This window comes from Faecalibacterium sp. DFI.5.82 (genome assembly GCF_029076575.1).
Lineage (GTDB): Bacteria > Bacillota > Clostridia > Oscillospirales > Ruminococcaceae > Faecalibacterium > Faecalibacterium duncaniae.
Genome location: NZ_JARFIS010000002.1, coordinates 14,296 through 40,929, shown reverse-complemented (window position 1 = coordinate 40,929; position 26,634 = coordinate 14,296). Strand labels below are relative to the sequence as shown.

Here is a 26,634-nt window from a genome sequence, read left to right as displayed (position 1 = left end):
AACTCCTCCCATCCACCGTTCCGGAGCGTTGCCTCCTTCCCGTTGCTGCAACAGCGGAAAAGGAAGCGGCTCCCTCGGCGTGGCGGCCTGCAGGCTGCCGCTCCGGGCCATGTTCGGTTTTTTGCGGGGGCGTTTTGATTTTCGGTCAGAACGTCTCCGCTTTTTTTCACCTGCCGATCGAAAAGAGATCTCCCCGGGAGTTTGTCCGGGCCATAGCGGGCAAACTGTGCCCCGGGGAGCGATGGAGGATTTTTGCAATGAAACAGCCTTTTTGCACGCCAGCCCAGGCCCTGCGCCGGGTGCTGGATGCTGCTGCGGCTCTCCCGGTGCCTGCCACGGAGCGGGTGCCGCTGGATGATGCCTGTGGGCGGATCGCAGCCCGGGACCTGTGTGCCCGGATGGATCAGCCCCCTTTTGACCGGAGCCCTCTGGATGGCTATGCCCTTCACAGTGCCGACACGGCCGGGGCGGGGGAGAAGACCCCTGTCACCCTGCCGGTGGTGATGAAGCTCTACGCCGGGGATGCCCCCGCCGTTGCCCTGCCTGCCGGGTGTGCTGCCCGCATTATGACCGGTGCACCCCTGCCCCCGGGCGCGGACTGCGTTCTGATGCAGGAGCTGACCGACGGCGGGGAGGAGCAGGTGCGCATTTACGCCCGGCTCCAGCCCAACGCCAATGTGGTGTTCCGGGGTGAGGACATCGCCGCCGGTGCCCCCATTGCCGCTGCCGGAACTGTGCTGACCCCGGCGCACATCGGTGTGCTGGCCGGTCAGGGCATCCCGGATGCCGAGGTTTTTCGCCCCCTGACCGTGGGCGTGCTTGCTACCGGCAGTGAGCTGCTGGAAGCGGGTGAGGCCTGGGCTCCCGGCAAGATCTACGATGCCAACGGGATCCAGAATGCCGCCCGCCTGCGGCAGCTGGGCTTTGCCGTGGAGCGCACCCACTGCTCGGATGACCCGGAAGAGATCGCCGCCCGGATGAAAGAACTGCTCACCCGGTGTGATGCGGTGATCACCAGCGGCGGTGTTTCGGTGGGGCAGAAGGATTACCTGCCCACAGTGCTGGAAATGCTGCACGCGGAGCCTGTTTTTGCCGGGGTGGCCCAGAAGCCCGGCAGCCCCATGATCGCTGCACAGGTGGGAGAAAAGCTGGTGTTCTGCCTGTCCGGCAATCCCTTTGCCGCTGCTGCCACGCTGGAGCAGTATGCCGTTCCGGCCCTGCTGCGGGCCGCAGGGCGGCGGGAAGAGGACTGCATCCCGGTGCATACCCGGGGAAGGCTGACCACCGGCTTTTCCAAGCCCAGCAAGGGAACCCGCTTTCTGCGGGCCAGAGCGCTGGGCGGCCTGGTGGAGATCCCCGGCGAGGGCAACGCGGAGGCGCATTCCTCGGGCAGTCTGTCGGCCATGATGGGCTGCAACTGCCTGGTGGAGCTGCCTGCGGGCAGCGGCCCGGTGGCTCCGGGCGAAGAAGTGGAGGTGCTGAACTTTGTACAGTGAAAAGAAACAGGCGCTTGCTGCCGAGCTGAGCCTGAAGCGCCCGGCTGTGCTGGCCGTGAGCGGTGCGCACAACAGCGGCAAAACGACTTTGTTGGAAAAACTCATCCCCCTGCTGCGGGCACGGGGCCTGAAGGTGGGTGTCATCAAGCATGACGGCCACGATTTCACCCCCGACGTGCCGGGCACCGACAGCTTCCGCCTGCGGGAAGCCGGGGCCGAGGGCGTGGCGGTCTTTTCGGGCAGCCGCTACCTGCTGACGGAGGAATTCCGCCTGAACGAGCAGGATCTGCTGGCCCTGTTTGAGCGCCACGGCTATGATCTGGTGCTGATGGAGGGCTTCAAGGAGAGCGGCTGGCCCAAGATCGAGGTGGTGCGCAAGGCTGTCTCGGAGGAGCCTGTCTCCTTTGAGCCGCTGGCCATCGTGGGGGATGTTCCGGGCGCGGATTTTGCGCTGGACGAGCCCGCAGCGCTGGCCGACTGGATCGCTGCACAGATGCCTGCATTGTAACAGGGGGAGGAAGAAACCATGAAACTGATCCGTACCGAAGACGCGGCAGGGCAGGTGCTCTGCCACGATATCACCCAGATCATCCCGGGTGAATTCAAGGGGGCCCGCTTCAAAAAGGGCCACATCATTCAGCCAGAGGATATTCCGGTGCTGCTGAGCATCGGCAAGGAAAACCTCTATGTCTGGGAGAAAAAGCCCGGCATCCTCCACGAGGACGAAGCTGCCGCCCTGCTCTACAAGGCCGCTGCCGGTCAGAATATCCACGGCACCGAGCCCCGGGAGGGCAAGATCGAACTGATCGCCGACTGCGACGGTCTGCTCAAGATCGACCGCAGGGCCCTGTTGGCGGTGAACAGCACCCCCCAGATGATGATCGCCACGATCCACGGCGACCTGCCTGTGAAAAAGGGAGCCAAGCTGGCTGGTACCCGCATCATCCCGCTGGTCATTGAGCAGGAGAAGATGGAGGCCATGCAGGCTGCTGCCGGGCCGAAGCCCATCCTGAACGTGCTGCCCTTCCACCAGAAGAAGTTTGCCGTTATCACCACTGGCAGCGAGGTGTTCAAGGGCCGTATTGAGGACAAGTTTACTCCCATCCTCGAGCAAAAGCTGGCGGTGTATGGCTGTGAGATGGCCTTCCACAAGGTCTGCGACGATGACCCGGCGGGCATCACGGCCGCTATTCTGGAAGCAAAGGCCGCAGGCTGTGAGCTGATCTTTACCACCGGCGGCATGAGCGTGGACCCGGATGACCGCACCCCGCTGGCCATCAGGAACACCGGGGCTGAAATTATTACCTACGGTGCGCCCGTGCTGCCCGGTGCCATGTTCCTGGTCAGCTATCTGGACGATGTGCCGGTCTGCGGTCTGCCCGGCTGTGTGATGTACGCCAAGCGCACCATTTTTGACCTGCTGCTGCCCCGCCTGCTGGCCGATGACCCCATCACCGCCGAGGATATCGCCCGTCTGGGCGAGGGCGGCCTCTGCCTGGGCTGCGCCGAGTGCCACTGGCCCAACTGCGGCTTCGGACACTGCTGAAACCCTCTCAGTCAAAGCCTTTCGGCTTTGCCAGCTCCCCCGAAGGGGGAGCTCAACTAAGGTGAAAAAATATGAGTGAAAATAATCTGACACATTTTGATGCCGCCGGAAACGCCGTGATGGTGGACGTGAGCGAAAAGCCAGTCACGGCCCGGGAGGCCACGGTCCACGGCATCATTACCATGAATGCGGATGCCTTTGCCGCTGTGGAAAGCGGTACCGTGAAAAAAGGCGATGTGCTGGGCGTGGCCCGGGTAGCCGGCATCATGGCCACCAAGCGCACCAGCGAGCTGATCCCCCTGTGCCACCCGCTGCCGCTGACCAAGGTGCAGATCGAGTTTGACCTGCTGCCCGAGCGCCGGGCCGTGGAAGCACGCTGCACGGTCAAGACCAGCGGCGTGACCGGCGTGGAGATGGAGGCCCTGACCGGCGTTTCCACCGCCCTGCTCACCATCTATGACATGTGCAAGGCTGTGGATAAGGGCATGGAGCTGGGCGAGATCCATCTGGTGGAAAAGACCGGCGGCAAGAGCGGACATTATATCCGGGCGGAGGGCGGCTATGTTTGATTCCAAGGGCCGCAATATCCATTATCTCCGCCTTTCCGTGACCGACCTGTGCAACCTGCGCTGCCGCTACTGTATGCCGGACGGCGTGGACAAGCTGGAACGGGAGGATATCCTGACCTACGAAGAATTCCTGCGCCTTGCCGCTCTGTTTGCCCGGTGCGGGGTGGATACCGTGCGGGTCACCGGCGGCGAACCGCTGGTGCGCAAGGGCGTGGAGCAGCTGGTCAAAGGGCTGAAAGCCATCCCCGGCATCCGGAAGGTCACCATGACCACCAATGCCGTCCTGTTGGAACAGCAGCTGCCCGCCCTGCTGGAGGCCGGGCTGGACAGCGTGAACATCAGTCTGGATACGCTGGACCCCGCCCTGTTTGCAAAGATCACGGCCCGGGATGAATTTGCCGCCGTGCAGGCAGGCATCCATGCCGCGCTGGAAAGCGGCATTCCGGTCAAGCTGAACTGCGTGCCCCAGGTGGGCATAAACGAGGGCGAGCTGGAAGCGCTGGCCGCTCTGGCACAGGACAAGCCCCTGCAGGTGCGGTTCATCGAGATGATGCCCATCGGCTACGGGGCGGCCATGCCCTGTATCTCCGGCCCGGAGCTGCTGGCCCGCTTCCGCAGGCGCTGGCCGGAGCTGGCTCCGCTGCCCGGGGCAGCATGTGCCGCGCTGGGCGATGGCCCGGCGGTCTATTACACCGTGCCGGGCTGGAAAGGGGACATCGGCTTCATTGCCGCTGTCCACGGCAAGTTCTGCGCCTCCTGCAACCGGGTGCGGCTGACCAGTCAGGGCTTTCTGCGCCCCTGCCTTGCCAGTGAGGCCGGATGTGACCTGAAAGCCCTGCTGCGCAGTGGCGCGTCTGACGAAGAGCTGCTGACTGCCATCCGTACCACCATCTGGGAAAAGCCCCAGGAACATCATTTTGAATTGAAACAGGACATCCCCGCGACCCGGGGTATGTACCGAATTGGAGGATAAATCTATGGGAAAACTTCTGGCGATCTGCACCAGCCCCCAGCGGGGCACGGTCAAGACCGAAGTGGAAAGCGCACGCCTGACCCCGGAATGGGGCATTGAGACCGATGCCCACGGCGGGAACTGGCACCGTCAGGTCAGCCTGCTGAGTGCCGAAAAGATCGAGAACTTCCGCAAGAAGATCTGGGTGGACTACGGTGCCTTTGGCGAGAATCTGGTGGTGGAGGGCTACGATTTCCGCAATCTGCCCGTGACCAGCCGTTTTGCCATCGGGGACGTGGTGCTGGAAATGACCCAGATCGGCAAAGAGTGCCACAACGACTGCGTCATCAAGCAGAAGACCGGTGAGTGCATCATGCCCCGGGAGGGCGTGTTTGCCCGGGTGCTGCAGGGCGGCGAGATCCACGTGGGGGACGAGGTGACCCTGCTGCCCCCGCCGGAAAACCCGCCCCTGCGCGCTGCCGTCATCACCCTTTCCGACAAGGGCAGCCGGGGTGAGCGTGAGGACAAGAGCGGCCCCCTGATCGTGGAGATGCTCACCGCTGCAGGCTATCAGGTGGAGGAGACCATGATCCTGCCCGATGAGGCAAAGGCCCTGAAAGCACAGCTCATCCGGCTGGCCGATGGCCGTCAGGTCAACCTGATCCTGACCACCGGCGGCACCGGCTTTGCCCCCCGGGATATCACCCCGGAAGCCACCTATGCCGTAGCGGACCGCAACGCCCCCGGCATTGCTGAGGCCATGCGTTATCACAGCCTGAGCATCACCCCGCGCGGGATGCTCAGCCGTGCCGCCAGCGTGCTGCGGGGCAAGACCCTCATCGTCAACCTGCCCGGCAGCCCCAAGGCCGTGAAAGAGAATCTGGAGTACATCCTGCCCAGCCTGGAGCACGGGGTGCGCATTGCCGCCGGGCTGGACGGCGAGTGCGCCCGCAAATAAGCCTGTTTCACCGCCGCGACGCTGCTTTTGGTGCCGGGCGTAAAAATAAAAGTACAACAAAAGCATACCCACTGTAAGGAGCAAGACTATGAAAACTATGATCTCCCGCCGCAGCTTCCTGTGTGCTGCCGGCATCGCATCCGCATCTGCTGTTCTGACCGCCTGCGGCGGCTCCTCCAGCAGCACTGCATCTTCCACCGCATCCTCCGCTGCCGCCTCCTCTGAGGCTGCCTCCGGCGAGAGCGTGGAGCTGATCGTTTTTGCTGCCGCCTCCTTGACCGAGACCCTGAACGCCATTGCCGAGACCTACTCCGCAGAGAACCCCGGCGTGACCTTCAGCTTCAACTTTGACTCTTCCGGAACCCTCAAGACCCAGATCCAGGAGGGCGCGGACTGCGATCTGTTCATCTCCGCCGGTCAGAAGCAGATGAACCAGCTGGACAGCACCGCTTCCGCTGAGGTGAACACCGAGGGCCTGGACTTTGTGGATGCCGAAAGCCGTGTGGATCTGCTGGAGAACAAGGTCGTGCTCTGTGTGCCTGAGGGCAGCAACAAGGGGATTGACAGCTTCGACAGCCTGGCTGAGCACCTGAAGGCAGAGGATATCCTGTTCTGCATGGGCAACAGTGATGTGCCCGTGGGTCAGTACACCCAGAAGATCCTGGCTTACTACGATCTGGATGAGGCAGCTCTGGCTGCTGCCGGTGTCATCACCTATGGTTCCAACGTCAAGGAAGTCACCACCCAGGTCAGCGAGGCCAGCGTGGATGCCGGTGTCGTTTACTGCACCGATGCGTACAGCGCCGGTCTGACCCCCGTGGACGAGGCTACCAAGGAAATGTGCGGTCAGGTCATCTACCCCGCCGCTGTGATGAAGAACGCCCTCCATACCGAGGCTGCCAAGGAGTTCCTGGCTTACCTGCGCACCGACAAGGCTGCATCCGTGTTCGAGAGCGTCGGCTTCACCGCACTGTAAGCATCCGCTGGGGGGATGGTATGGACTGGTATCCCTTATGGAACAGCCTGCGCATTGCGCTGATCAGCTGCGCGGCAGTGTTCTTTTTAGGCATCTTTGCGGCCTACTACATTGCAAAGCTCCCGCGCGTGCTCAAGGGCGTGCTGGATGTGGTGCTCACCCTGCCCATGGTGCTGCCGCCCACGGTCGTGGGATATTTCCTGCTGCTGCTGTTCGGCGCAAAAAGACCGCTGGGCATCTTTTTCATGGAACATTTCGGCGTGAAGCTGGTGATGAACTGGTACAGCGCCATCTTTGCTTCCATCGTGGTGGCCTTTCCGCTGATGTACCGCACGGCCCGCGGTGCCTTTGAGAGTTTTGACGAAACGCTGGCCTGGTCGGCACAGACGCTGGGACTTTCCAACACCTGGATCTTCTGGCGGGTGCGGATGCCCTGCTGCCGTCAGGGCATTCTGGCCGGTACGGTGCTGGCCTTTGCCCGTGCGCTGGGCGAATATGGTGCCACCAGCATGATCGCAGGCTACACGCCGGGCAAAACGGCCACCATTGCAACCACGGTCTACCAGCTCTGGCGCACCAACGATGAAGCCGGGGCCATGCAGTGGGTGCTGGTGGATATCGTTATCTCGGCGGTGGTGCTGCTGGCAGTCAACCTGCTGGAACGCAGGCAGAAGCAGGGAGGAAAGCGCGCATGAGCCTGGAAGTAAATGTGACCAAGCGGTTTGATGGCTTTACCCTTCACGCTGCGTTCACGGCGGGGGATACCGCCACCGCCCTTCTGGGCGCGTCTGGCTGCGGCAAAAGCATGACCCTGCGCTGCATTGCAGGCATCGTCCGGCCGGACGAGGGACGCATTGTGCTGGATGGCCGGGTGCTGTTCGACAGCGCTCAGGGCATCGACCTGCCGCCCCAGCAGCGCAATGTGGGTCTGCTGTTCCAGAACTACGCCCTGTTCCCCAACATGACCGTGGAACAGAATATCCTCAGCGCACTGAAAAAGGAAAAGGACCCTGCCGCCCGCAGGGCCGCCTGTGCCGAGGCATTGCGGGCCATGCGGCTGGAAGAACTGGCCAAGCGCCTACCCGGTGCGCTTTCGGGCGGGCAGCAGCAGCGTGCCGCCCTGGCCCGCATCCTGGCGGCCAAACCCCGCATCCTGATGCTGGACGAGCCGTTCAGTGCGCTGGACAGCTATCTGCGTGAGGAGGTAGAGGGGGAAGTGGGCAGCCTGCTGGCCGGGTTTGCGGGCACGGCCCTGCTGGTGACCCACAACCGGGACGAGGCCTACCGCCTGTGCAGGGAGATGATCGTGATGGACAGCGGCGAGGTGCTCCGGGCAGGCACGACCAAGGAGGTCTTTGCCGACCCCCGCACCCGTGCCGCCGCCCGCCTGACCGGCTGCAAGAACATTCTGCCCTGCACCCGGGTGGGGGAGCATACCGTTCATCTGGCGGGCTGGGAACAGCCGCTGACCGTGGCTCTGCCGGTGCCCGAGGGCTGCCGTGCCGTGGGCATCCGCGCCCATGATTTTGCGCCCTGCGCTCCCGGCACCCCCAACAGCCTGCCGGTGCAGGCTGTCTCCACCAGTGAGAATCCCTTTGACTGGAATATGATCTTCACCCTGCCCGGCGGTGAGGCCCGCCTGTGGTGGAAGGTGTCCAAGGAGACATTGGCGGCCCCGCCGCCAAAAGCACCCGCCTGCCTTGCTGCCGCCCCGGAAAATATCATGCCGCTGGTCTGAGGCAAAAAATCGTTTTCTCCCTGCTCCCGAAACAGAAATACGGAGCAGGGAGAATTTTTTTGAAAAAAGTACTTGACTTTATCAAGTAATGTGATTATACTAGACCTTGTCAAGTAAAGGAGATGCAAAGAGTGATCCAATCGACCATATCCTTCTACGTGATGGAGTTTTACAAGCAGTTCGCAGCCTACACCACCCAGCAGCTGCAGGAGTTCGGCCTGAGCTTTGGCATGATGTATTTTGTGATCTACGTGGGCAAACATCCCGGCTGCACCCCGGCTGAGATGACCAAAAAACTGCACCTGGACTGGGGCCACTGCCAGCGCAGCGTGATCAAGCTGGTGGAAGATGGCTTTATGACCCGGGAAAAGCAGGGCCGCAGTTATCATTTGGGGCTGACCCCGGCGGGTGAGAGAGCATTCCGGACCTGCCACCAGGTATTTTTCGATTGGGATGCGCAAAATTTGAGCGGGCTGACCGAAGAGGAACAGCACCAGCTCCTGAGCCTGCTGCAAAAGGCAGCACGGACGAGGAAAGAGAGTGTGTAACATGTACGACACCATCCTGAGCCCCATTGATTACGGTGGATTGCAGCTGAAGAACCGCATCATCTTTGCCCCCACCACCTTCGGCCTTTCGGACGAGGAATATCTGGCAGAGATGGAGCGGCTGGCCAAGGGCGGCTGCGCCATGATCATCATCGGCGACGTGCCGGTGGCCAAGAGCCGGTTTGAGAAGTCCCTGTTTGACAAAAAGGGCTTTGCTTTCTATCAGCAGATCTGCGAGACTGCCCACAAATACGACTGCAAGGTCTGCGCCCAGCTCCACCAGACCGATACCGACATGATGTCCATCATCAAGTGCATCCCGGGGATGCTGATGAAAAAGATCACCCCCGACCAGCTGCGGGAGCGGATGAACGATGCCGTGGGCCCCTACATCACCAAGATGTCCCAGAAAAAGATCCATCAGATCATCGCGGGCTTTGGCAAGGCCGCTGTGCTGGCAAAGCAGGCGGGCTTTGACATGGTGCAGGTGCACGGCGACCGGATGTGTGGCAGCTTCTCTTCCGCCATCTTCAACCACCGCACCGATGAATACGGCGGCAGTGCCGAGCGCCGCGCCCGCTTTGCCGTGGAAGCTGTCAAGGCAGTGCACGCCGCTGTGCCCGGCATGGCCATTGACTACAAGCTGGCTGTCCGGCAGGAGAACCCCCATTACGGCAACGCCGGTGTGGTGGAGGAGGAACTGGCCGTGTTCGTGCCCCTGCTGGTGCAGGCAGGCGTGACCAGCTTCCATGTGACACTGGCCAACCACTCTGCGCTGGAAAACACCATCCCGCCGGCCAGCCACCCCGAGTTCAAGGAGACCGGCTGCTTCCTCAAGTTCTGCGATGAGGTGCGCCGGTATACCAGTGTGCCGCTCTGCGGTGTGGGCGGCCTGAACGACCCCGATTTTGTGGAGCAGCAGCTTGCCAGCGGCCGCATCCAGTGCGCGGCAATGTGCCGCCAGCTGCTGGCTGACCCCAACTGGGTCAACAAACTGCAGAGCGGCAATGCGGCAAAGATCCACCGCTGTGTCCGCTGCAACAAAAAGTGCCTGGGCGGCCTGATTGCCCATCAGGGCACCCGCTGTGTCTATGATGCCCTGAACGCAAAAGAACAGGGCAGCATCTGATATCAAACATAATAAAGGAGAATGACCATGAGCTACGCCATCGTTTTCAGCAGCAAGACCGGCAACACCCGCCTGCTGGCCGACACCCTTCGCGCAAGCTTGCCCCAGAATGAGTGCACCTACTTCGGAGCACCGGCTCCGGAAGCACTGGAGGCTGAGACCCTTTACATCGGCTTCTGGACGGACAAGGGCCATGCCGATGACACCCTCACCGCCTTTTTGCAGACCCTGAAGGGGAAGCGGGTCTTTTTGTTCGGCACCGCAGGCTTTGGCGGCAGTGCGGAATATTTCGAGCAGATCCTGGCGGCGGTGCAGAAATCGCTGGATGAGAGCAACACGGTCATTGGAACCTATATGTGCCAGGGCAAGATGCCCATGACTGTGCGCCAGCAGTACGAAAAGATGCTGCAGCAGCCCAACCATGCACCCAACCTCGAGATGCTGATCGAGAACTTTGATAAGGCACTGGCTCACCCGGATGCCGCAGACCTCGACCAGCTGCGCAAAAAGGCGGCAGAGGTGCAGGCATAACGGAAGAACTCTTCAAAAAAGAAGATTTTTTGAGAAAGCTGCTCCAAAACAGTTGACAGGTTCTGTCCGATGTGGTAGGATAGCGTCGAGGAAATGGAAACGGCTCCTCAAGGTGAATTGAATATTCTCGGCAAAGCAGTCGAAAGGCTGTGACGCAAAGCTACAGGGCCTGTAAAATGGCAGCCAGCTGCTTCTCAAGGAAATCTTTCTTTGGGCGACCTGCTTAGATTTTCTAGGTGTTGTTTTGCTGAGTGTATTGCAGAACAACACCTTTTTTCGTTCTCAAATTTCTTCCCAAAAGAAGAAAGGCACGCAAAACTGAATATCCTCGGCAAAGCAGTCGAAAGGCTGTGACGCAAAGCTATAGGGCCTGTAAAATGGCAGCCAGTTGCTTCTCATCACCTGAGGGTCTCCACAGCGGAGATTGGGTGTTGAGTGACCTTCATCTGAAGCATCAGGTGTCGATTGCCGAGTATACCAGCAATCGACACCTTTTTTCATGGGGCAACACAAAAGAGGTTCAACACCATGCGTAACGCTTCGATGAAAGTCCTGAAGAATCTGGTCTGCTGCGCCGCATTCATCTGCCTGATGCTTGTTCTGGCAATGCCCGCACACGCAGCTTCCAAGGCCGATGAGCTGCTGCAGCTCGTCAACGCAGAGCGTGCACAGGCTGGTGTGGCTCCTCTGAGCATGGGCAGCAGCGCACTGAATGCTGCCGCACAGGCCCGTGCAAAAGAACTTACCGTCAATTACTCCTACAACCGCCCCAATGGCAGCCGCGAGTTCACCATCCTGCCGGAGTACGGTGTGGACGATGTTTCTGTGGGAGAGAACTACTGGGCAGCTGCTGAGAATGCTTCGGATGTGGTCGCCGCCTGGAATCGCTACGATTTCTTCAAGGAGCGGATGCTGGACAAGGATGCCACCTCCGTTGGCATTGGCTACTACGAGGGCGGCGAGTACGGCAATTACTGGGTGATGATCTTCACCTACGCCCGCGGCACCAGTGAGAACGGTTTCGCACAGGAAGTGCTGGCGCTGGTCAACGCTGAGCGTGCAAAGGAAAATCTGGCACCTCTGGCCATGGGCGATGCCAAGCTGCAGGCCGCTGCCGATGAGCGCGCAAAGGAAGTGGCAAAGGTCGCTTCCCACACCCGCCCCGATGGCACCAACTGCTTCACCGTGCTGAAGGAGTACGGTGTGTCTGATACCGCCACCGGCGAGAATGCCGCCTGGGGCGAGACCACGCCCGAAAAGGTCGTTGCAGACTGGATGGCTTCGGAAGGCCACCGTGTCAATATCATGGACCCCGCCGCCAAGTATATGTGCCTTGGCTACAACTACGATGCCAATTCTCAGTGGGGCCACAACTGGATCCAGATCTTCGCAAAGTAAGCGGAGGACTTCCATTGAGCGTTGTACGATGAAATAAAACAGAGCAAAAAGAGATGCACCCCGCCTTCCTGATTCAGGTTCAGGGAGCGGGGTGCATCTCTTTTGTTTTTTTATTCTGCTGCCATCTCAGCCACATCCTCGGGGCTGAAATCGCCCAAGGGCAGGATGAGCCGGCCCAGCGTTTCCTGCGGCAGGGCGGCAAGCCGGGCACTCTCGTCCGCAATTTCGGCAGGGCAGAGGACGTGCACGCCGTCCGCACCGGTCTCTACCCGGGCGCGGTGGCCGGTGGCAATGTACTGGATGCCCAGCCGGTCAGCCGCCGCCAGCAGGGCGGGGAAGCGCAGGTCGGCCGGGGCAGCGGTCTCCTCAGCCAGCTGGCTGGCCAGTTCGCTGGCATTCAGGGTGATGCACTCGATGCCCAGAGCCTTGGCGGCTTCCTTGGCGGCATCCACAACGGGATCATCGGTGCACAGACGCACCACAGCGCCCATCACCGCAAAGCCCTGCTGCTGTAAAATGCGGACAGCTGCTTTGCAGCCCGTGCCGCCGCACAGGCCCACCAGCACCTTGTCCTGCTGTTCATAGGTGTCGAACCCGCTGCCGGGCAGAAATGTATCGCTCATCGTCCCTGTCTCCCTCCGTGTGCCTGACTTTGTGCCACGGCCAGCTGGTCGCAGCGTTCGTTTTCCGGGTGGCCTGCGTGGCCCTTGACCCAGACATAAGTGATCTTGTGCCGGGCTTCCTGCTCCAATGCCTGTTCCCACAGGTCGGGGTTCAGGGCAGGGGAGCCGTCGGACTTTTTCCAGCCCCGGCGCTTCCAGCCCCTGGCCCAGCCCTTTTCCAGCCCGTTGATGACGTACTGGCTGTCAGAGCACAGCCGCACCTCACAGGGCTCCTTAAGCTGGCGCAGGGCCTCGATAAAGGCGGTCAGCTCCATCCGGTTGTTGGTGGTGGAAGCATCGCCGCCGCTGAGCTCTTTTTCGTAGACCTTGCCGTTGAAGCGGTAGCGCAGCACTGCACCCCAGCCGCCCGGGCCGGGGTTGCCGCTGCACGCGCCATCGGTGTAAACTTCGACTTGTTTCATCTGTTTCTCCCGGAACTTGAATTTTTGGATACCTCTATTTAGAGCTATTTTTCCGGTTCTGTCAAGAGGAAAACGTATCATCCCCGGCTTTTCCGGCAAAGCTTTGAATTGACAAAGTGGACAAGAAATACTATACTGTTTGTAACAAAATGCGTATAGGGGCGCACCGATGCGGTGTGTCCGGCCGGAACGGGGCAGTGCCGCGGTCGCATCGAACAGATGGACTGACAGGGCAGAAATTACTCCGTTCTGGCCATCCCAGTGCCGAAAACGGGCATGGAAGCGAAAAATTCTATACGATGGTTTCGATGGGAGCGGCGGTGCGTTTGCTGCTCCTTCACAGCAGACAGGCCGCTCGCAAAGGGGTGTGCCTGCGTTTTGTAATTGATTTTGGAGGTACCGCATGGCACAGGTCAAAGAACAGAACCCGGCTCAGGCTCAGAACAATCCGAACAGAAACAGTGAATCCGGCGGGGAAAAGCGTACCCGCACCCGCCGCCCTTATTATAACCGGCGGCCCCGCCGTACTCAGCAGCCCAAGGAGGCCGCTGTGCCCATCCACATCTACCCGCTGGGCGGTCTGGGCGAAGTGGGCAAGAACATGACCGTGTATGAGTGCAACGGGGATATGATCATTGTGGACTGCGGCCTTGTATTCCCGGACAGTGAGATGTACGGCGTGGACATGGTCATCCCCGACTTTACCTTTGTGGTGCAGAATAAGGACAAGATCAAGGGCCTGCTCATCACCCACGGCCACGAAGACCACATCGGCAGCATTCCCTACCTGCTGCAGAAGTTTGATCTGCCCATCTACGGCACCCGGCTGACCTGCGGCCTCATCCGGAACAAGCTGGAGGAGTTTGGCCTAGCAGGCAAGACCAAGTTTGTGGAGATCACCCCCAAGCAGAAGATCAAGCTGGGCTGCTTTACCGTGGAGCCCATCCATGTCAACCACTCCATCCCCGATTCCGTGGCCTTTGCCATTGACAGCCCCGCCGGAACGATCATCCAGACCGGCGACTTCAAGATCGATTACACCCCGCTGGCCTGCGGCGTGACCGACCTGACCACCCTTTCGGAGTATGGTCAGAAGGGTGTGCTGGCTCTGCTGAGCGATTCCACCAACGCCGAGCGCCCGGGCTTTACCGCCACGGAGCAGAAGGTGGCCGCCGGTGTCCGCAACCTGTTTGCCCGTGCCCGGAACAAGCGCATCATCATTGCGACCTTTGCGTCCAATATCTACCGCGTCCAGCAGATCATTGATCTGGCCGTGGAGGATGGCCGCAAGGTGGCGTTCAGCGGCCGCAGCATGGTCAATAACACTGCCATGGCGCAGGAGCTGGGTTATATGCACATCCCCGAGGGTACCCTTATCAGTGTGGATGAGTTGAACCAGTACCCGCCGGAGCAGGTGGTGCTGATCACCACCGGCAGCCAGGGCGAGCCCCTGAGTGCCCTTTCCCGCATGGCCTCCTGCAGCCACCGTCAGGTGCGGGTGGGCCCCGGCGACTTCATCATCATCTCCGCCAACCCCATTCCCGGCAACGAGAAGAGCGTGACCAAGATCGTCAACGGTCTGCTCCTGCTGGGCGCGGAGGTCATTTACGAGAGCATGTATGATGTCCATGTTTCCGGCCACGCCTGCCAGGAGGAGCAGAAGCTGATGCTCACCCTGACCAGACCCAAGTATTTCCTGCCCGTGCACGGCGAGTACAAGCAGCTGAAAAAGCATGCTCTGACCGCCGCGTCTCTGGGCATTCCCACCAGCAACATCCTCATTGCCGAAAACGGCTCCAACGTCATCCTGAGCCGGGACGAGATCAAGCTGGGCGAGCCTGTCACCGCCGGTGCCGTGATGGTGGACGGCTTGGGCGTGGGTGATGTAGGCAACGTGGTCCTGCGTGACCGCAAGCATCTCTCTGAGGACGGTCTGGTCATCATCGTGGCCACCGTGGACAGCAAGACCGGCAAGGTGCTGGCGGGGCCTGACCTTGTGAGCCGCGGCTTTGTCTATGTGCGCGAGAACGAGAGCCTGATGGACGGGGCCCAGAGCATTGTGGAAAACGCGCTGGATCGCTGCGTGGAAGAGCATGTGCGCGACTGGAACAGCGTCAAGACCCGGGTGCGTGAGGCGCTGAGCAGCTATATCTACCGCCGCACCAAACGCAGCCCGATGATCCTCCCCATTCTGATGGAGGTATAAGCCGGAAGCCGCCCCGCCGGGGCAGGCAGACCAGGAGGCAGAAGATTCCATGAAACAAAAACCGAGATGGACGTTAGAAATGCTGATCGCCGCGCTGGCAGTGCTGTGTGCACTGCTGACGCTGGCGCTTCTGGTGCGGCGGCCCGCGGGCTGGCCTGCGCTGGCAGTGCTGGTGGTGCTGTGGGGCATCGGCATCTGCGTTTTCCGGTATCAGCTGCGGCGCTGGACCGCCAAGTGGGTGGCTGGCGGCAGCTTTGAAAATTCCAGGACCCAATACAGCCTGGAATCCCTCTCTCAGCCGGCGGCTCTGCTTTCTGGCGAGACGGTGCTGTGGTACAACAGCCGCTTCCGCACGGCGCTGCTGGGCGGCGAGGACCGGCTTGCAGGCAGGGCACAGAAGCTGCTGCCCGGCCTGGACACCGCACAGGCCCGCACCCCGGAGGGGCAGCAGCTCAATCTGGCCGATGGTGTGTGGAATGTGCACAGCAGTACCGTGCCGGGCGGCAGCGAGAGCATGACGCTGCTTGTGTTCAATGAGGAGACTGCCCTGCGCAGGATCGAAACGGAGTACAAGGCCAGCCGCCCGGGGTACATGGTGTTCCTGGTGGACGGCTACGACGATGTGTTCAGCGATATGCTGGACAGTGAGCGCGCCCGCCTGCTGGAGGGCATCAACCGGGTGCTGGAGGATATGATCGGCCGGGGCACAGGCTTTCTGCGCCGTGTTGCCAGCGGCCGCTATATCGCCGTGGTGGAAGAGCGCCATCTGGAGCAGTATGCCCAGCGCGGCTACGATGTGCTGGATAAGATCCGTGCTCTGGATCCCAGTGTGAACCTGTCCATCTCCATTGGCATCGGGCGCGGGGCCAAAACCCTGCGGGAAGCCCAGGATATGGCCGTGCAGGCGCTGGATATGGCGCAGGGCCGCGGCGGCGATCAGGCCGCTGAGATGACCCCGGACGGCTTCACCTTTTACGGCGGCGTGAGCCACGGCGTGGAAAAGCGCAGCAAGGTGCGCAGCCGCATCGTGGCCGACCAGCTGGTCAGGCTCGTCAAGGAGGCGGACCATGTGGTCATCATGGGCCACCGGATGAGCGATCTGGATGCCATCGGCGCTGCCGAGGGCGTGCTGCGCATCTGCAAGATCTGCGATGTCCCGGCGGTGATCGCCGTCAGGCGGGATGCCACGCTGGCGGGCAGCCTGATCGATGCCCTGTGCCGGGCCGGCCAGGCGGATGATTTTATCGACCCCAAGGGGGCTTTGCCCATTATCTCCAAGAAAACGCTCTGTGTGGTGGTGGATACATACCAGCTGGGCCTTGTGGAAAGTAAGGAGATCCTGGAAAGGTGCGGCAAGGTGGCTGTCATCGACCACCACCGCAAGGGCGTGGGCTTCATCGAGCATGCAGACCTTGTCTGCCACGAGCCCTACTCCTCCTCGGCCAGTGAGCTGGTCACGGAGCTTTTGCAGTATGTGGGCGACCGGGACGACAAGCCCAGCCGGGTGGAGGCAGAGGGTCTGCTCTCGGGCATTATGCTGGATACCCGGGACTTCACCCTGCACACCGGCGTGCGCACGTTTGAAGCCGCCGCCGCTCTGCGCCGTTACGGTGCGGAGACGGAGCGGGTGCGCCAGCTCTTTGATGTGACCATGGTGGAGTACAACGCCAAGGCAGACCTTGTGGAGGCTGCCCAGATGTACCGCAGCTGTGCCATCTCGGTGAGCGGCGAGGTGCCCCCCGAGGCCCGTGTGGCCATTGCACAGGCAGCCAATGACCTGCTGACCATCCAGAATGTGGAGGCCAGCTTTGTGGCCGTGCAGGTGGGGAGCGGCGTGAATATTTCCGCCCGCAGTCTGGGAGCGGTCAATGTTCAGGTTATCATGGAAAGTCTGGGCGGCGGCGGCCACCAGACCATGGCGGCGGCCCAGCTCAAGCATATTACCCCCGAGGCAGCCCGGGCACGCATCCAGACCGCCATCGACCAGTACCGTGAGAGCCAGAAGAAGCCGCTCTCCAAAAATGAACCTGAATCCAGAAAAAAGGAGAAGCAGGGATGAACCATTACGATTATCTCATCGTAGGCGCAGGCCTTTACGGTGCGGTGTTTGCCCAGCAAGCAAAAAAGGCGGGCAAAACATGCCTTGTGATTGATAAGCGCGGCCACATTGCCGGGAATATCTACACCGAGGAAGTGGAGGGCATACAGGTCCACCGCTATGGGGCCCACATCTTCCACACCAGCAGCAAGGCAGTGTGGCAGTATGTGAACCAGTTTGCGGAGTTCAACCGCTACACCAACAGTCCCGTTGCCAACTATCACGGCGAGATCTACAATCTGCCCTTCAATATGAACACCTTCAATAAGATGTGGGGCGTGGTGACCCCCGCCGAGGCCAAGGCGAAGATCGAGGAGCAGAAGCGGGAAGCGGGCATCACCGACCCGAAAAATCTTGAGGAGCAGGCCATCAGTCTGGTGGGTACGGACATTTACGAAAAGCTCATCAAAGGCTACACCGGCAAGCAGTGGGGCCGCCCCTGCACCGAACTGCCGGCTTTCATCATCAAACGCCTGCCGGTCCGCTTTACCTACGACAACAACTATTTCAACGCGCTGTATCAGGGCATCCCCGATGGCGGCTATACCGCCATGGTGGAAAAGATGCTGGAGGGCATCGAGGTGCGGCTGAATGTGGATTATCTGGCCGACCGGGAGAACCTGAACGCATTGGCCGACAAGGTGGTCTATACCGGCCCGGTGGATGCCTACTTCGGCTACCGTCTGGGCGCGCTGCAGTACCGCAGCGTCCGCTTTGAGACCGAGGTGCTGGATACCGACAACTATCAGGGCAACGCGGTGGTGAACTATACCGATGCGGAAACGCCCTATACCCGGATCATCGAGCACAAGCATTTTGCATTCGGCACCCAGCCCAAAACGGTGATCAGCCGGGAGTACAGCACCGAGTGGCATCAGGGCGATGAGCCCTATTACCCCGTCAACGATGAAAAGAATGGCGCGCTTTACGCAAAATACAAAGCGCTGGCCGATGCCGAGACAAAGGTCATTTTTGGCGGCCGGTTGGGCGAGTACAAGTATTATGATATGGATAAGGTGATCGAAGCAGCATTGGATGCGGCGCAGAAAGAGCTGGCATAAAGCCAGCGTTCCGGCAGCGGCAAGCCCTCTCCGTCATCGCTTGTGCGATGCCACCTCTCCCGAAGGGAGAGGCAATGGCGGCCCAGCCTTCAGCTGTTGCTGACCCCGCAGATGCGTTGGCTCCCCCTTTGGGGGAGCTGGCACGGCGGAGCCGTGACTGAGAGGGCATCCTCTGTTGACGCAACGGTCTGAATGCTGTATACTAACCATAGAAATCCACCGGTTCCCCGGTGAGAAGTGAGGGATAACACCATGAAAGTGATTCTGAAGCAGGACGTAAAGGGCATTGGCAAGAAGGATGAGATCCATGAGGTCTCCGACGGCTACGCCCGCAACTTTCTGTTCCCGCGCAAGCTGGCCGCTGTGGCCGATGCTTCTGCGGTGAATATCGCACGCGGCAAGGAGGCCGCTGCGGATTTCCACGAGGCTGAAACTGTGGCCGCCGCACAGGCTGTGGCTGCAAAGATCGAGGGCAAGACCGTGACCATCAAGGCCAAGGGCGGCGCATCCGGCCGCCTGCACGGCAAGGTCACCGGCAAGGAAGTTGCCGAGGCTCTGGCCCAGCTGGCCGGTTCTCCCATTGATAAAAAGAAGATCGAGCTGGAGACCAAGGACATCAAGGATGCCGGTGTGTTCAACGCAAAGGTGCGCCTGCATGTCGGTGTCGTGGCTTCCTTCAAGATCATGGTGGAAGTAGAACAGGCCTGATTGAAACGCCATCTGCGCCCCCTGCCTTCAGGGGGCGTTTTTGGCGTTTTGGGAAGCTGGCCCAGTATGGAGAGGGATGAACCATGCCCAACGAACAACGACATTATTCCAATGAACTGAATCTGGAGAGTGTGGGCATCAATCTGCCCTACAATATGCAGGCCGAGCAGAGCGTGCTGGGCGCGGTGCTGCTCAAGCCCGAGACACTGACCGACCTGGTGGAGATCATCCGGCCGGAAATGTTCTACACCCGGCAGAACTCCCAGATCTATTCTGAGATGCTGCGCCTGTTTACGGCGGACCAGACCATCGACTTCGTCACCCTGCTGGATGCCGTCATCTCCGATGGCGTGTTCCCCAGTGCGGACGAGGCAAAGGTCTACCTGACCGGTCTGGCCGAGACGGTGCCCAGCATCTCCAATGTGAAGGCCTATGCCCAGATCGTGCAGGAAAAGTATCTGGTGCGCCAGCTGATGGGCGTTGCCAAGGACATTTTGCAGGACGCGGGCGATGAGCCGGACGCTGACCTGCTGCTGGAAAATGCGGAGCAGCGTATCTACGAGATCCGCTCCGGGCGGGATTCCAGCGCGTTGACCCCGCTTTCCTCCAGCATGGTGGAGACGTTGACCAACCTGCAGAAGATCAGCGGCCCGGATGCCGACAAGTACAAGGGCATCCCCACCGGCTTCCGTCTGTTGGATACTGTTCTGACCGGCCTGGGCCGCGGCGACCTCATCATTCTGGCCGCCCGCCCCGGTATGGGCAAGACCAGTTTTGCGCTGAACATTGCCACCCGCGTTGCCATGCAGCAAAAGGTGCCGGTGGCCATTTTCAGCCTGGAAATGACCAAGGAGCAGCTGACCAACCGCATCCTTTCGGCGGAAGCAGGCATCGACAGCCAGGCTTTCCGCACCGGTGCCCTTCGCAGTGAGGACTGGGAGTATCTGGCACTGGCAACGGAAAAGCTCCACGATGCCCCCATCTATATGGACGACACCTCGGGCATCACCATCACCGAGATGAAGGCGAAAATCCGCCGGGTCAATCAGGACCCCACCCGCCCCAATGTGGGCCTGATCGTTATCGACTACCTGCAGCTAATGACCACCGGCCAGCGCAGCGAGAACCGTGTGCAGGAGATCAGCTCCATCACCCGAAACCTGAAGATCATGGCAAAGGAAATGAATGTGCCCATCATCGCGCTTTCTCAGCTGTCCCGTGCGGTGGAGAAGCAGGGCAACAACTCTTCTCACCGGCCCCAGCTGTCTGACCTGCGTGACTCCGGCTCCATCGAGCAGGATGCCGACTGCGTCCTTTTCCTTTACCGTGATTCCTACTACGCCAGCCAGAACCCCGATGGGGCCGAGGTGGATGCCGATACCGCGGAGTGCATCGTGGCAAAGAACCGCCACGGCGAGACCAGCACGGTGCCGCTGGGCTGGGATGGCGCACACACCCGCTTTATGGATGTGGACTTCAAACGCTGATGAACGACGAAGCATCAAAATTGATCGCAAAAGTAGAGCACCTTGCCCGGCAGGAGCAGCTGTTTGCGCCTGCGGAGCCGGGCCGGGCTCTGCACCTGTGCGCTGCCGTTTCGGGCGGGGCCGACAGCATGGCGCTGCTGCGGGTGCTGCTGGAACTGCGGGAAACCTTTGGGTATCCCCTTACGGCCTGCCACGTCAACCACGGCCTGCGGGGCGAGACTGCGGACCGGGACGAAGCCTTTGTCCGGGCCGAGTGTGCCCGGCTGGGGGTGCCGCTGACAGTCTTCCGCCCGGCAGATGTGGGAATGGCTGTGCCGCCCCATGCCGGGGAGGACTGGGCCCGCAGACTCCGCTATGCCTGCTTCGCCCAACTGCTGGCAGGCGGGATAGACTGCATTGCAACGGCCCATACTGCTACTGACCAGGCCGAGACCCTGCTGTTCCGGCTGGCCCGGGGCACCGGGCTGCACGGGGCAGGGGGCATCCGGCCCAGGCGGCCCGGTTACTGCCGCCCGCTGCTGGGCCTGACCCGGGCCGAGACCGAAGCGCTCTGCGCCGCTTTCGGGCAGGGCTGGGTGACGGACGAGACGAACGAGTCCGATGCCTACGCCCGCAACCGCCTGCGCCACGGGGCTGTTCCGGCCTTGCGCAGCGTCAACGCCGCGGCAGAGGAAAATCTGGCCCGCTTCTGTGAAAAGGCGGCCCGCGCGGACGCATACTTTGCCGGGCAGGCAGAACAGCTGCTTTCCATCGCGCGTCTGGATGCAGCCCAGACTGCCCGCAAGGCCCCGAAAGCCAAGGCAGCGTGGCGGCTGGAGCCGCTGCAGGGCGCTGACCCGCTCATTCTGGAAGCAGCGCTCCACAGCCTTGTTGCTCCGGTGCGGGATGCCGAGGAAAAGTACATCCGCCTGCTGGCAGAGCTGGTGGAGCAGGGGAGCGGGGCGGTGCAATTGACCGATACGGTCCGCTTCTGCGCAGGCAGCGGGATGCTCTGGCAGGAAAAGAGCCGGCCGGAAGCGGCTGCGGCTCCTGCGTTTTCGCTGCCGTTTGCCCCTGCCGATGGGGCAGAATTTGCTTTGCCCGGGGGCCAAACCCTGAAAACACGGCTTTTTGTAAGCGGTTTTCGAGAAAAAACACAGGGTGTTCATAAAAAAGACTTAAAAAATCGGGCGGATTATGCTAGAATAACCTTGTTATATTCTGCCCTTACGCTGCGCACCCGTCAACCGGGAGACCGGTTCCGGCCTGCGGGGCGGGGGCTGAGCAAGCCCCTGCGCAAATGGATGAATGAGGCAGGCATTCCTGCCGGAATACGAGAGGGTCTGCCGCTGCTGGCGGCGGGCAGCGAGATCCTGTGGGTCTGTGGGGAGGGCTTTGCCGAGGGGCTGGCCCCGGACGAGGAGACTGCACAGATCTTGCAGTTGGAATTGGAAAATGGAGGAACAACCCATGAGCATGAATGACGATATCAAGAACATCCTGGTCAGTGAGGAAGCACTGAAAGCCAAGGTTGCCGAACTGGGTGCACAGATCAGCAGGGATTACGAGGGCAGAAACCTTGTCCTCGTCTCCATCCTCAAGGGTTCGGTGGTTTTCATGGCCGACCTGATGCGGGCTGTGAACATCCCCTGCAGCATTGATTTTATGGTCGTGTCCAGCTACGGCGGCAGCAATACCACCACCAGCGGTCTGGTCAAGATCATCAAGGATCTGGACGGCGACCTTTCCGGCAAGGACGTGCTGATCGTGGAGGACATTCTGGATACCGGTGTCACCCTTTCCAAGCTGGTGCCCATGCTCAAGATGCGCAACCCGAATTCCGTGAAGATCTGCACCATTCTGGACAAGCCCAGCCGCCGCAAGGCCGACATCCAGCCCGATTACGAGGGCTTCCAGGTGCCGGACGAGTTTGTGGTGGGCTATGGTCTGGACTACGATGAGAAATACCGCAACCTGCCCTATGTGGGTGTGCTGAAACCGGAAATCTACGCATAACAAAAACGAATTAGAACTGGAGTTGATCCCTTTTGCAACCGAAACGACCTCGCTTTAATCCCCTGATCCTGGCGCTGGCACTGGCCGGTGTTCTGATGATCTGGTCGGTGCTGGGCACCAGCGACAGCAGTACCGGCGGCTCCACCATGAGCTACTCGACTGTGGTGCACTACTTTGAGAACAATCAGGTCACAGCCTTTACGCTGGACCGCAACACCAGCATCATCACCCTGACGCTGAAGGAGGGCAAGCAGGAGCTGCCCGAAACCACAGGTGCCACCGCTGCCACACAGGCCTCCGGCGGTCTGCTGAGCAATATGTTCTCCTCCTCCACCTCTTCCGTGGGGGCGACCAGAAACGATGACGGCACGGTGACGGTGCGCTACAAGCTGCCCTACGCCTATGTGTTCATCGAGAACGTCCAGCAGTATATCGATTCCTACGACGCAGCCAACCCGACCGCGCCCATGGAGTACGATTACACCACCCTGAAGGAGTCCATCCCCTGGATGGAGATCCTGTTCTACCTGGGAATGCTGGGCTGCACCGGCTTCCTGCTCTTCTCCATGATGCGCGGCGGCGCTGGCGGCGGCGGTATTATGAACGTGGGCAAGGCCAAGGTGAAGGACGAGCACGAGAACAAAAAGACCGCGACCTTTGCCGACGTTGCCGGTGAGGACGAGGAAAAGGAAGAGCTGAAGGAGGTCGTGGAGTTCCTCAAGAGCCCCGACAAGTTCAACACGCTGGGTGCCCGCATCCCCCACGGCGTTCTGCTGGTGGGCCCTCCGGGTACCGGTAAGACCCTGCTGGCCCGTGCCTGCGCCGGTGAGGCGGGGGTGCCCTTCTACTCCATTTCCGGCTCCGATTTCGTGGAAATGTATGTGGGTGTCGGCGCGTCCCGTGTGCGTGACCTGTTTGATAAGGCCAAAAAGACCATGCCCTGCATCATCTTCATCGATGAGATCGATGCCGTGGGCCGTCAGCGCGGCGCAGGTCTGGGCGGCGGCCACGACGAGCGGGAGCAGACCCTGAACCAGCTGCTGGTCGAGATGGACGGCTTTGAGGCCAACGATGGTGTCATCGTGATGGCAGCCACCAACCGTGCCGACATTCTGGATAAGGCACTGCTCCGTCCGGGCCGCTTTGACCGTCAGGTCTATGTGGGCCTGCCCGATGTCAAGGGCCGCGAGGAGATCCTCAAGGTCCACACCAAGAATAAGCCGCTGGCTCCCGATGTCTCCCTCAGAGTCATCGCACAGCGCACCGCAGGCTTTGCGGGTGCTGACCTGGAGAACCTGGTCAATGAGGCCGCTCTGCTGGCTGCCCGCCGCAGCCGCAAGGCCATCACCATGGAGGACATCGAGGAAGCTTCCATGAAGGTCATGGCAGGCCCCGAGAAGAAGAGCCGCGTTGTGACTGCCGAGGAAAAGAAGCTGACTGCCTACCATGAGGCGGGCCACGCCGTGGCAGGCTTCTATTGCAAGCACCATCCCCGTGTGCATGAGATCACCATCATTCCCCGCGGCCAGGCTGGCGGCTACACCATGTATCTGCCTGAAAAGGATCGCAGCTATGTGACCAAGGGTGAGATGTTTGAGGATATCGTTTCCAGCTTGGGCGGCCGTGTGGCCGAGCAGCTGATCCTGGAGGATATCTCCACCGGTGCCTCCAACGACCTGCAGCAGGCAACCAACATTGCCCGCCAGATGATCACCAAGTACGGCTTCTCCGAGCGCCTGGGCCCTGTGGTCTACGGCACCTCGCAGGAGGAGACCTTCCTGGGCCGTGATTTCACCCAGGGCAAGGGCTACAGCGAGAGCACCGCTGCCGAGATCGACGGCGAGATGCGGGATATCATCGATGAGGCTTACGAGACCTGCCGCCGCACCCTGACGGAGCACATCGACCAGCTCCATGCGCTGGCACAGGCTCTGATGGAACGCGAAAAGCTCAACGAGCAGGAGTTCAACACCGTGATGGCTGGCGGCAAGCTGCCCCCGCGTGACGGTGACGAGCCTGCACAGGAACCCGCCGCACCGGCGGCCCCTGTGGAGACCGCAGAACCTGCCGAGAGCGCAGAGCCCGCTGAACAGGCGGAGCAGGCCGTGCTGGGCGAGGAAATGCCCGATCCGGCGCAGGATGTCCCGCAGGAAAACGAATGATCGAAGGGAGCGAGTGTCGTGGAGGAAAATTTTAACCCGGTCGCACGCACCCGGGCCAACTATTATACCCCGGGCAGCCCGGTGCAGTTCGTCTGTGTGGAACTGCTCAAGGGCGAACTCAGCGGCGAGAACGCAGTCTGCCTGACCTTCAAGAACATCTCCAAGGTTACCCTGACTGCACTGGAGATCCACTTCAAGTGTAAGGGTGTGGACGGTATCATCCTGTGTGAGGATGCCTTTGAATACCGCGAGATCGAGGTCAAGCCCGGTGAGAGCTTTGGCATGGACGATGCCGTGTTTGTGACCCAGAAGGCCATCACCAGCGTGGATGTGGTCCTGAAGAACGTATACAGCGGCAAAAAGGTCGTGCATCTGGATGCCATCAAGCGCGTCCGCCTGCCGGCCCCGCGCCGCCTGAGTCCGGAGCTGGAAAAGGCACTGGAAAGCCGGATGAACCGCACCGGCCTTAAGTATATGCCGCAGGTGTTCGAGAACGGCTGGTACTGTGCCTGTGGTTCCTTCCACCCGAAGGAAGAGGACACGGTCTACTGCACCGAGTGCGGCTGTGACCGCATCCTGCTGCAGAACGCCCTGAACACCCTGCTGCAGCCCGGCCAGAAGGCCGCCCCTGCAGAGCAGGCCCCGGCGGCGGAGGCCACCCGCGTGGTGAGTTCCGCTCCGCAGGAAGAGCCGACCCGCATCGTGGCCAGCGCGCCGGTGCAGGCAGAACCCACCCGGGTCATCCCGACGGCCCGCCCGGCAGAGCCTGTCGGCGCTCCGACCAGCTTTGCACCGCCGGTGGAACATACCCCTGTTCCGGAAGCAGAGCCTACCCGGGTGCTGGATGCCGCCACCCGCGCGGCGTTCCCCGGCAGCGGTGCAGCGGCTGTGGATGACGAGGGCACCCGTGTGATGCCTGCTGCTGCCCGCCGTGCCGCCCCGGCCCGCCAGCCGGAACCCGAGGTGGAGCAGTACGATGAGGAGGACGATGCGGAAGAGAGCCGTGACGGCATTGCTGAGACCCTCGTCCGCTGGGTCCCGCCCATCACCGCCATCGTCTGCGCAGGCATTGCGCTGTGGGGCTTCGTCTATTATCAGTTTATGATGTAAATGAATGACGGAGGAGGCTGCGCTTCCTCCGTTTTTTGGTTGTACGAAGGAGAAACGTTATGCCCGACGAAGCACTGCAAACCGCTTTTGAGATCAAAACTACCTGCGATGAGATCAGCCGCAAGCTGCTGCGCTGGCACTGGGAGAACAAGCCCGGGGAGCACAGCCTGGGAGCCCTGCTGGATCACATCCGCACCCGCCAGCAGGAGAGCCCCGAATATTATGACCGTCTGCCCGATCTGGCGGGCCGAAACAGCTGGCAGCAGCTGGATACCACCCTGTGTATGCGGGTGCTGCTGGACCCTGAAAAGGATGCTGCCCGCCCGCTGGATCTGCTGGGCAATACGGAGCACCCCGCTGCTGCCCGCCGGGCCTGCAACGCGGTGCGCACCGCCCGCAATGAAGCGGCCCATGCCTCCGACCGCACGGCGGCTGCGCAGGCGGCGATCCTTTTCAACGAGGCCGTGGAAGCACTGGAAGAAGGATATGCAGGCGCGCCCCTGCGCACCAGCGAGCTGGGCCAGTATTACCGGCTGGCTGAGGATTATCTGAGCCGCTGCGGGGCCAAAAAGCCCATTGCGTCGGCGGCCCCGGAAGAGAAAACACCCCGCGCGGTAAAGTCCGGCCAGAGCACTGCGGGCAGGAAAAAAGAGGGGACTTCCGGCAGTGCTTCCCGCCGCAGCAGCACAAAGCAGAACACGAGCGGCCGCAGCTCCGGCGGCAGATCCCAGAACCGGAAGCAGGGCGGCAGCCGGAACAGCCGTGCCCGGGCCAGGCAGAAGCAGAAACAGGCCAACCGCACCGTTCTGCTGGTACTGCTGGCGATCCTGGCCGTGGGTCTGCTGATTCGCGGCTTTACCATGAACTGGCAGTGAAAGAGTG

The 26,634-nt window shown here is 61.2% G+C and carries 25 protein-coding genes and 2 riboswitches; of the genes, 23 read left to right on the top strand and 2 right to left on the bottom strand.

Annotation, left to right across the window (positions count from 1 at the left end):
• Positions 1 to 257 precede the first annotated feature (257 nt).
• From glp to P0G09_RS03760, 13 genes are all read left to right on the top strand, one after another.
• The gene (glp, locus tag P0G09_RS03820; RefSeq protein WP_275251978.1) at positions 258 to 1,496 is read left to right on the top strand and encodes a gephyrin-like molybdotransferase Glp; all 1,239 of its coding nucleotides are present in this window, start codon (positions 258 to 260) and stop codon (positions 1,494 to 1,496) included.
• Entirely contained in the window at positions 1,486 to 2,004 is a 519-nt protein-coding gene (gene mobB / locus P0G09_RS03815; protein WP_005931907.1) for a molybdopterin-guanine dinucleotide biosynthesis protein B, read from the top strand. Before glp ends, mobB begins: the two co-directional genes overlap by 11 nt.
• Positions 2,005 to 2,022: 18 nt before the next feature.
• Positions 2,023 to 3,042 carry a molybdopterin-binding protein gene (locus P0G09_RS03810; RefSeq protein WP_275251977.1) on the top strand — a complete coding sequence of 340 codons (1,020 nt, stop codon included), beginning with the start codon at positions 2,023 to 2,025 and terminating at the stop codon, positions 3,040 to 3,042.
• A gap of 71 nt (positions 3,043 to 3,113) precedes the next feature.
• Positions 3,114 to 3,611, top strand: coding sequence for a cyclic pyranopterin monophosphate synthase MoaC (gene moaC / locus P0G09_RS03805; RefSeq protein WP_275251976.1), 498 nt, complete (start codon positions 3,114 to 3,116; stop codon positions 3,609 to 3,611).
• A complete protein-coding gene (gene moaA / locus P0G09_RS03800; RefSeq protein WP_275251975.1) occupies positions 3,604 to 4,584 on the top strand; it encodes a GTP 3',8-cyclase MoaA in 981 nt (326 codons plus the stop codon). Before moaC ends, moaA begins: the two co-directional genes overlap by 8 nt.
• A 4-nt stretch (positions 4,585 to 4,588) precedes the next feature.
• On the top strand, positions 4,589 to 5,521 hold the full coding sequence (locus P0G09_RS03795; RefSeq protein ID WP_097773733.1) for an MOSC domain-containing protein: 933 nt from the start codon (positions 4,589 to 4,591) through the stop codon (positions 5,519 to 5,521).
• Positions 5,522 to 5,609: 88 nt separating this feature from the next.
• Positions 5,610 to 6,497: a molybdate ABC transporter substrate-binding protein gene (gene modA / locus P0G09_RS03790; RefSeq protein WP_275251974.1), complete on the top strand. Its 888-nt coding sequence runs from the start codon at positions 5,610 to 5,612 to the stop codon at positions 6,495 to 6,497.
• Positions 6,498 to 6,517: 20 nt separating this feature from the next.
• On the top strand, positions 6,518 to 7,192 hold the full coding sequence (gene modB, locus P0G09_RS03785; RefSeq protein ID WP_154277332.1) for a molybdate ABC transporter permease subunit: 675 nt from the start codon (positions 6,518 to 6,520) through the stop codon (positions 7,190 to 7,192).
• Positions 7,189 to 8,235 carry an ATP-binding cassette domain-containing protein gene (locus P0G09_RS03780; protein WP_275251973.1) on the top strand — a complete coding sequence of 349 codons (1,047 nt, stop codon included), beginning with the start codon at positions 7,189 to 7,191 and terminating at the stop codon, positions 8,233 to 8,235. The genes modB and P0G09_RS03780 overlap by 4 nt, the downstream gene beginning before the upstream one ends.
• Positions 8,236 to 8,366: 131 nt before the next feature.
• On the top strand, positions 8,367 to 8,783 hold the full coding sequence (gene bilQ / locus P0G09_RS03775; RefSeq protein WP_099357313.1) for a bilirubin utilization transcriptional regulator BilQ: 417 nt from the start codon (positions 8,367 to 8,369) through the stop codon (positions 8,781 to 8,783).
• Between the two features lies 1 nt (position 8,784).
• The gene (bilR, locus tag P0G09_RS03770) at positions 8,785 to 9,912 is read left to right on the top strand and encodes a bilirubin reductase (RefSeq protein WP_275251972.1); all 1,128 of its coding nucleotides are present in this window, start codon (positions 8,785 to 8,787) and stop codon (positions 9,910 to 9,912) included.
• Between the two features lie 27 nt (positions 9,913 to 9,939).
• The gene (gene bilS / locus P0G09_RS03765; RefSeq protein WP_097770529.1) at positions 9,940 to 10,443 is read left to right on the top strand and encodes a flavodoxin family protein BilS; all 504 of its coding nucleotides are present in this window, start codon (positions 9,940 to 9,942) and stop codon (positions 10,441 to 10,443) included.
• Positions 10,444 to 10,562: 119 nt separating this feature from the next.
• Positions 10,563 to 10,638, top strand: a riboswitch (cyclic di-GMP riboswitch).
• A gap of 125 nt (positions 10,639 to 10,763) precedes the next feature.
• Positions 10,764 to 10,839: riboswitch (cyclic di-GMP riboswitch) on the top strand.
• Between the two features lie 132 nt (positions 10,840 to 10,971).
• Complete coding sequence (locus P0G09_RS03760; RefSeq protein ID WP_275251971.1) at positions 10,972 to 11,841, top strand: CAP domain-containing protein; 870 nt, start codon at positions 10,972 to 10,974, stop codon at positions 11,839 to 11,841.
• A gap of 110 nt (positions 11,842 to 11,951) precedes the next feature.
• Here P0G09_RS03760 and P0G09_RS03755 read toward each other — a convergent pair whose 3' ends face one another.
• Both P0G09_RS03755 and rnhA read right to left on the bottom strand, forming a co-directional pair.
• Positions 11,952 to 12,464, bottom strand: coding sequence for a hypothetical protein (locus P0G09_RS03755; protein WP_005931873.1), 513 nt, complete (start codon positions 12,462 to 12,464; stop codon positions 11,952 to 11,954).
• Positions 12,461 to 12,925, bottom strand: a complete 465-nt coding sequence (gene rnhA / locus P0G09_RS03750) for a ribonuclease HI (RefSeq protein WP_035393761.1) — start codon at positions 12,923 to 12,925, stop codon at positions 12,461 to 12,463. Before rnhA ends, P0G09_RS03755 begins: the two co-directional genes overlap by 4 nt.
• A gap of 403 nt (positions 12,926 to 13,328) precedes the next feature.
• Between rnhA and P0G09_RS03745 the strand changes: the two genes are divergently transcribed.
• From P0G09_RS03745 to P0G09_RS03700, 10 genes are all read left to right on the top strand, one after another.
• Positions 13,329 to 15,131: a ribonuclease J gene (locus P0G09_RS03745; protein ID WP_098925128.1), complete on the top strand. Its 1,803-nt coding sequence runs from the start codon at positions 13,329 to 13,331 to the stop codon at positions 15,129 to 15,131.
• A 49-nt stretch (positions 15,132 to 15,180) separates the two neighbouring features.
• Positions 15,181 to 17,190, top strand: coding sequence for a DHH family phosphoesterase (locus P0G09_RS03740; protein WP_275251970.1), 2,010 nt, complete (start codon positions 15,181 to 15,183; stop codon positions 17,188 to 17,190).
• The gene (glf, locus tag P0G09_RS03735) at positions 17,187 to 18,290 is read left to right on the top strand and encodes a UDP-galactopyranose mutase (RefSeq protein ID WP_275251969.1); all 1,104 of its coding nucleotides are present in this window, start codon (positions 17,187 to 17,189) and stop codon (positions 18,288 to 18,290) included. The genes P0G09_RS03740 and glf overlap by 4 nt, the downstream gene beginning before the upstream one ends.
• Positions 18,291 to 18,542: 252 nt before the next feature.
• The gene (gene rplI / locus P0G09_RS03730; RefSeq protein WP_097770524.1) at positions 18,543 to 18,998 is read left to right on the top strand and encodes a 50S ribosomal protein L9; all 456 of its coding nucleotides are present in this window, start codon (positions 18,543 to 18,545) and stop codon (positions 18,996 to 18,998) included.
• Positions 18,999 to 19,081: 83 nt separating this feature from the next.
• On the top strand, positions 19,082 to 20,485 hold the full coding sequence (gene dnaB, locus P0G09_RS03725) for a replicative DNA helicase (protein WP_275251968.1): 1,404 nt from the start codon (positions 19,082 to 19,084) through the stop codon (positions 20,483 to 20,485).
• Positions 20,485 to 21,948 carry a tRNA lysidine(34) synthetase TilS gene (gene tilS / locus P0G09_RS03720; protein ID WP_275251967.1) on the top strand — a complete coding sequence of 488 codons (1,464 nt, stop codon included), beginning with the start codon at positions 20,485 to 20,487 and terminating at the stop codon, positions 21,946 to 21,948. The genes dnaB and tilS overlap by 1 nt, the downstream gene beginning before the upstream one ends.
• Positions 21,935 to 22,480: a hypoxanthine phosphoribosyltransferase gene (gene hpt, locus P0G09_RS03715; RefSeq protein WP_275251966.1), complete on the top strand. Its 546-nt coding sequence runs from the start codon at positions 21,935 to 21,937 to the stop codon at positions 22,478 to 22,480. Before tilS ends, hpt begins: the two co-directional genes overlap by 14 nt.
• Positions 22,481 to 22,575: 95 nt before the next feature.
• Positions 22,576 to 24,642, top strand: a complete 2,067-nt coding sequence (ftsH, locus tag P0G09_RS03710; RefSeq protein WP_275252172.1) for an ATP-dependent zinc metalloprotease FtsH — start codon at positions 22,576 to 22,578, stop codon at positions 24,640 to 24,642.
• Between the two features lie 18 nt (positions 24,643 to 24,660).
• Positions 24,661 to 25,752 (top strand): hypothetical protein, encoded by a 1,092-nt coding sequence (locus P0G09_RS03705; protein WP_275251965.1) that lies wholly within the window; start codon positions 24,661 to 24,663, stop codon positions 25,750 to 25,752.
• Between the two features lie 59 nt (positions 25,753 to 25,811).
• Positions 25,812 to 26,627 (top strand): hypothetical protein, encoded by an 816-nt coding sequence (locus P0G09_RS03700; protein ID WP_275251964.1) that lies wholly within the window; start codon positions 25,812 to 25,814, stop codon positions 26,625 to 26,627.
• The last annotated feature ends 7 nt before the right edge of the window (positions 26,628 to 26,634 follow it).

Coding starts and splice junctions, on each gene's coding strand:
- glp (WP_275251978.1), top strand. CDS start 258: ATGAAACAGCCTTTTTGCACGCCAGCCCAGGCCCTGCGCCGGGTGCTG.
- P0G09_RS03810 (WP_275251977.1), top strand. CDS start 2,023: ATGAAACTGATCCGTACCGAAGACGCGGCAGGGCAGGTGCTCTGCCAC.
- moaC (WP_275251976.1), top strand. CDS start 3,114: ATGAGTGAAAATAATCTGACACATTTTGATGCCGCCGGAAACGCCGTG.
- moaA (WP_275251975.1), top strand. CDS start 3,604: ATGTTTGATTCCAAGGGCCGCAATATCCATTATCTCCGCCTTTCCGTG.
- P0G09_RS03795 (WP_097773733.1), top strand. CDS start 4,589: ATGGGAAAACTTCTGGCGATCTGCACCAGCCCCCAGCGGGGCACGGTC.
- modA (WP_275251974.1), top strand. CDS start 5,610: ATGAAAACTATGATCTCCCGCCGCAGCTTCCTGTGTGCTGCCGGCATC.
- modB (WP_154277332.1), top strand. CDS start 6,518: ATGGACTGGTATCCCTTATGGAACAGCCTGCGCATTGCGCTGATCAGC.
- P0G09_RS03780 (WP_275251973.1), top strand. CDS start 7,189: ATGAGCCTGGAAGTAAATGTGACCAAGCGGTTTGATGGCTTTACCCTT.
- bilR (WP_275251972.1), top strand. CDS start 8,785: ATGTACGACACCATCCTGAGCCCCATTGATTACGGTGGATTGCAGCTG.
- bilS (WP_097770529.1), top strand. CDS start 9,940: ATGAGCTACGCCATCGTTTTCAGCAGCAAGACCGGCAACACCCGCCTG.
- P0G09_RS03760 (WP_275251971.1), top strand. CDS start 10,972: ATGCGTAACGCTTCGATGAAAGTCCTGAAGAATCTGGTCTGCTGCGCC.
- P0G09_RS03755 (WP_005931873.1), bottom strand. CDS start 12,464: ATGAGCGATACATTTCTGCCCGGCAGCGGGTTCGACACCTATGAACAG.
- rnhA (WP_035393761.1), bottom strand. CDS start 12,925: ATGAAACAAGTCGAAGTTTACACCGATGGCGCGTGCAGCGGCAACCCC.
- P0G09_RS03745 (WP_098925128.1), top strand. CDS start 13,329: ATGGCACAGGTCAAAGAACAGAACCCGGCTCAGGCTCAGAACAATCCG.
- P0G09_RS03740 (WP_275251970.1), top strand. CDS start 15,181: ATGAAACAAAAACCGAGATGGACGTTAGAAATGCTGATCGCCGCGCTG.
- glf (WP_275251969.1), top strand. CDS start 17,187: ATGAACCATTACGATTATCTCATCGTAGGCGCAGGCCTTTACGGTGCG.
- rplI (WP_097770524.1), top strand. CDS start 18,543: ATGAAAGTGATTCTGAAGCAGGACGTAAAGGGCATTGGCAAGAAGGAT.
- dnaB (WP_275251968.1), top strand. CDS start 19,082: ATGCCCAACGAACAACGACATTATTCCAATGAACTGAATCTGGAGAGT.
- tilS (WP_275251967.1), top strand. CDS start 20,485: ATGAACGACGAAGCATCAAAATTGATCGCAAAAGTAGAGCACCTTGCC.
- hpt (WP_275251966.1), top strand. CDS start 21,935: ATGAGCATGAATGACGATATCAAGAACATCCTGGTCAGTGAGGAAGCA.
- ftsH (WP_275252172.1), top strand. CDS start 22,576: ATGATCTGGTCGGTGCTGGGCACCAGCGACAGCAGTACCGGCGGCTCC.
- P0G09_RS03700 (WP_275251964.1), top strand. CDS start 25,812: ATGCCCGACGAAGCACTGCAAACCGCTTTTGAGATCAAAACTACCTGC.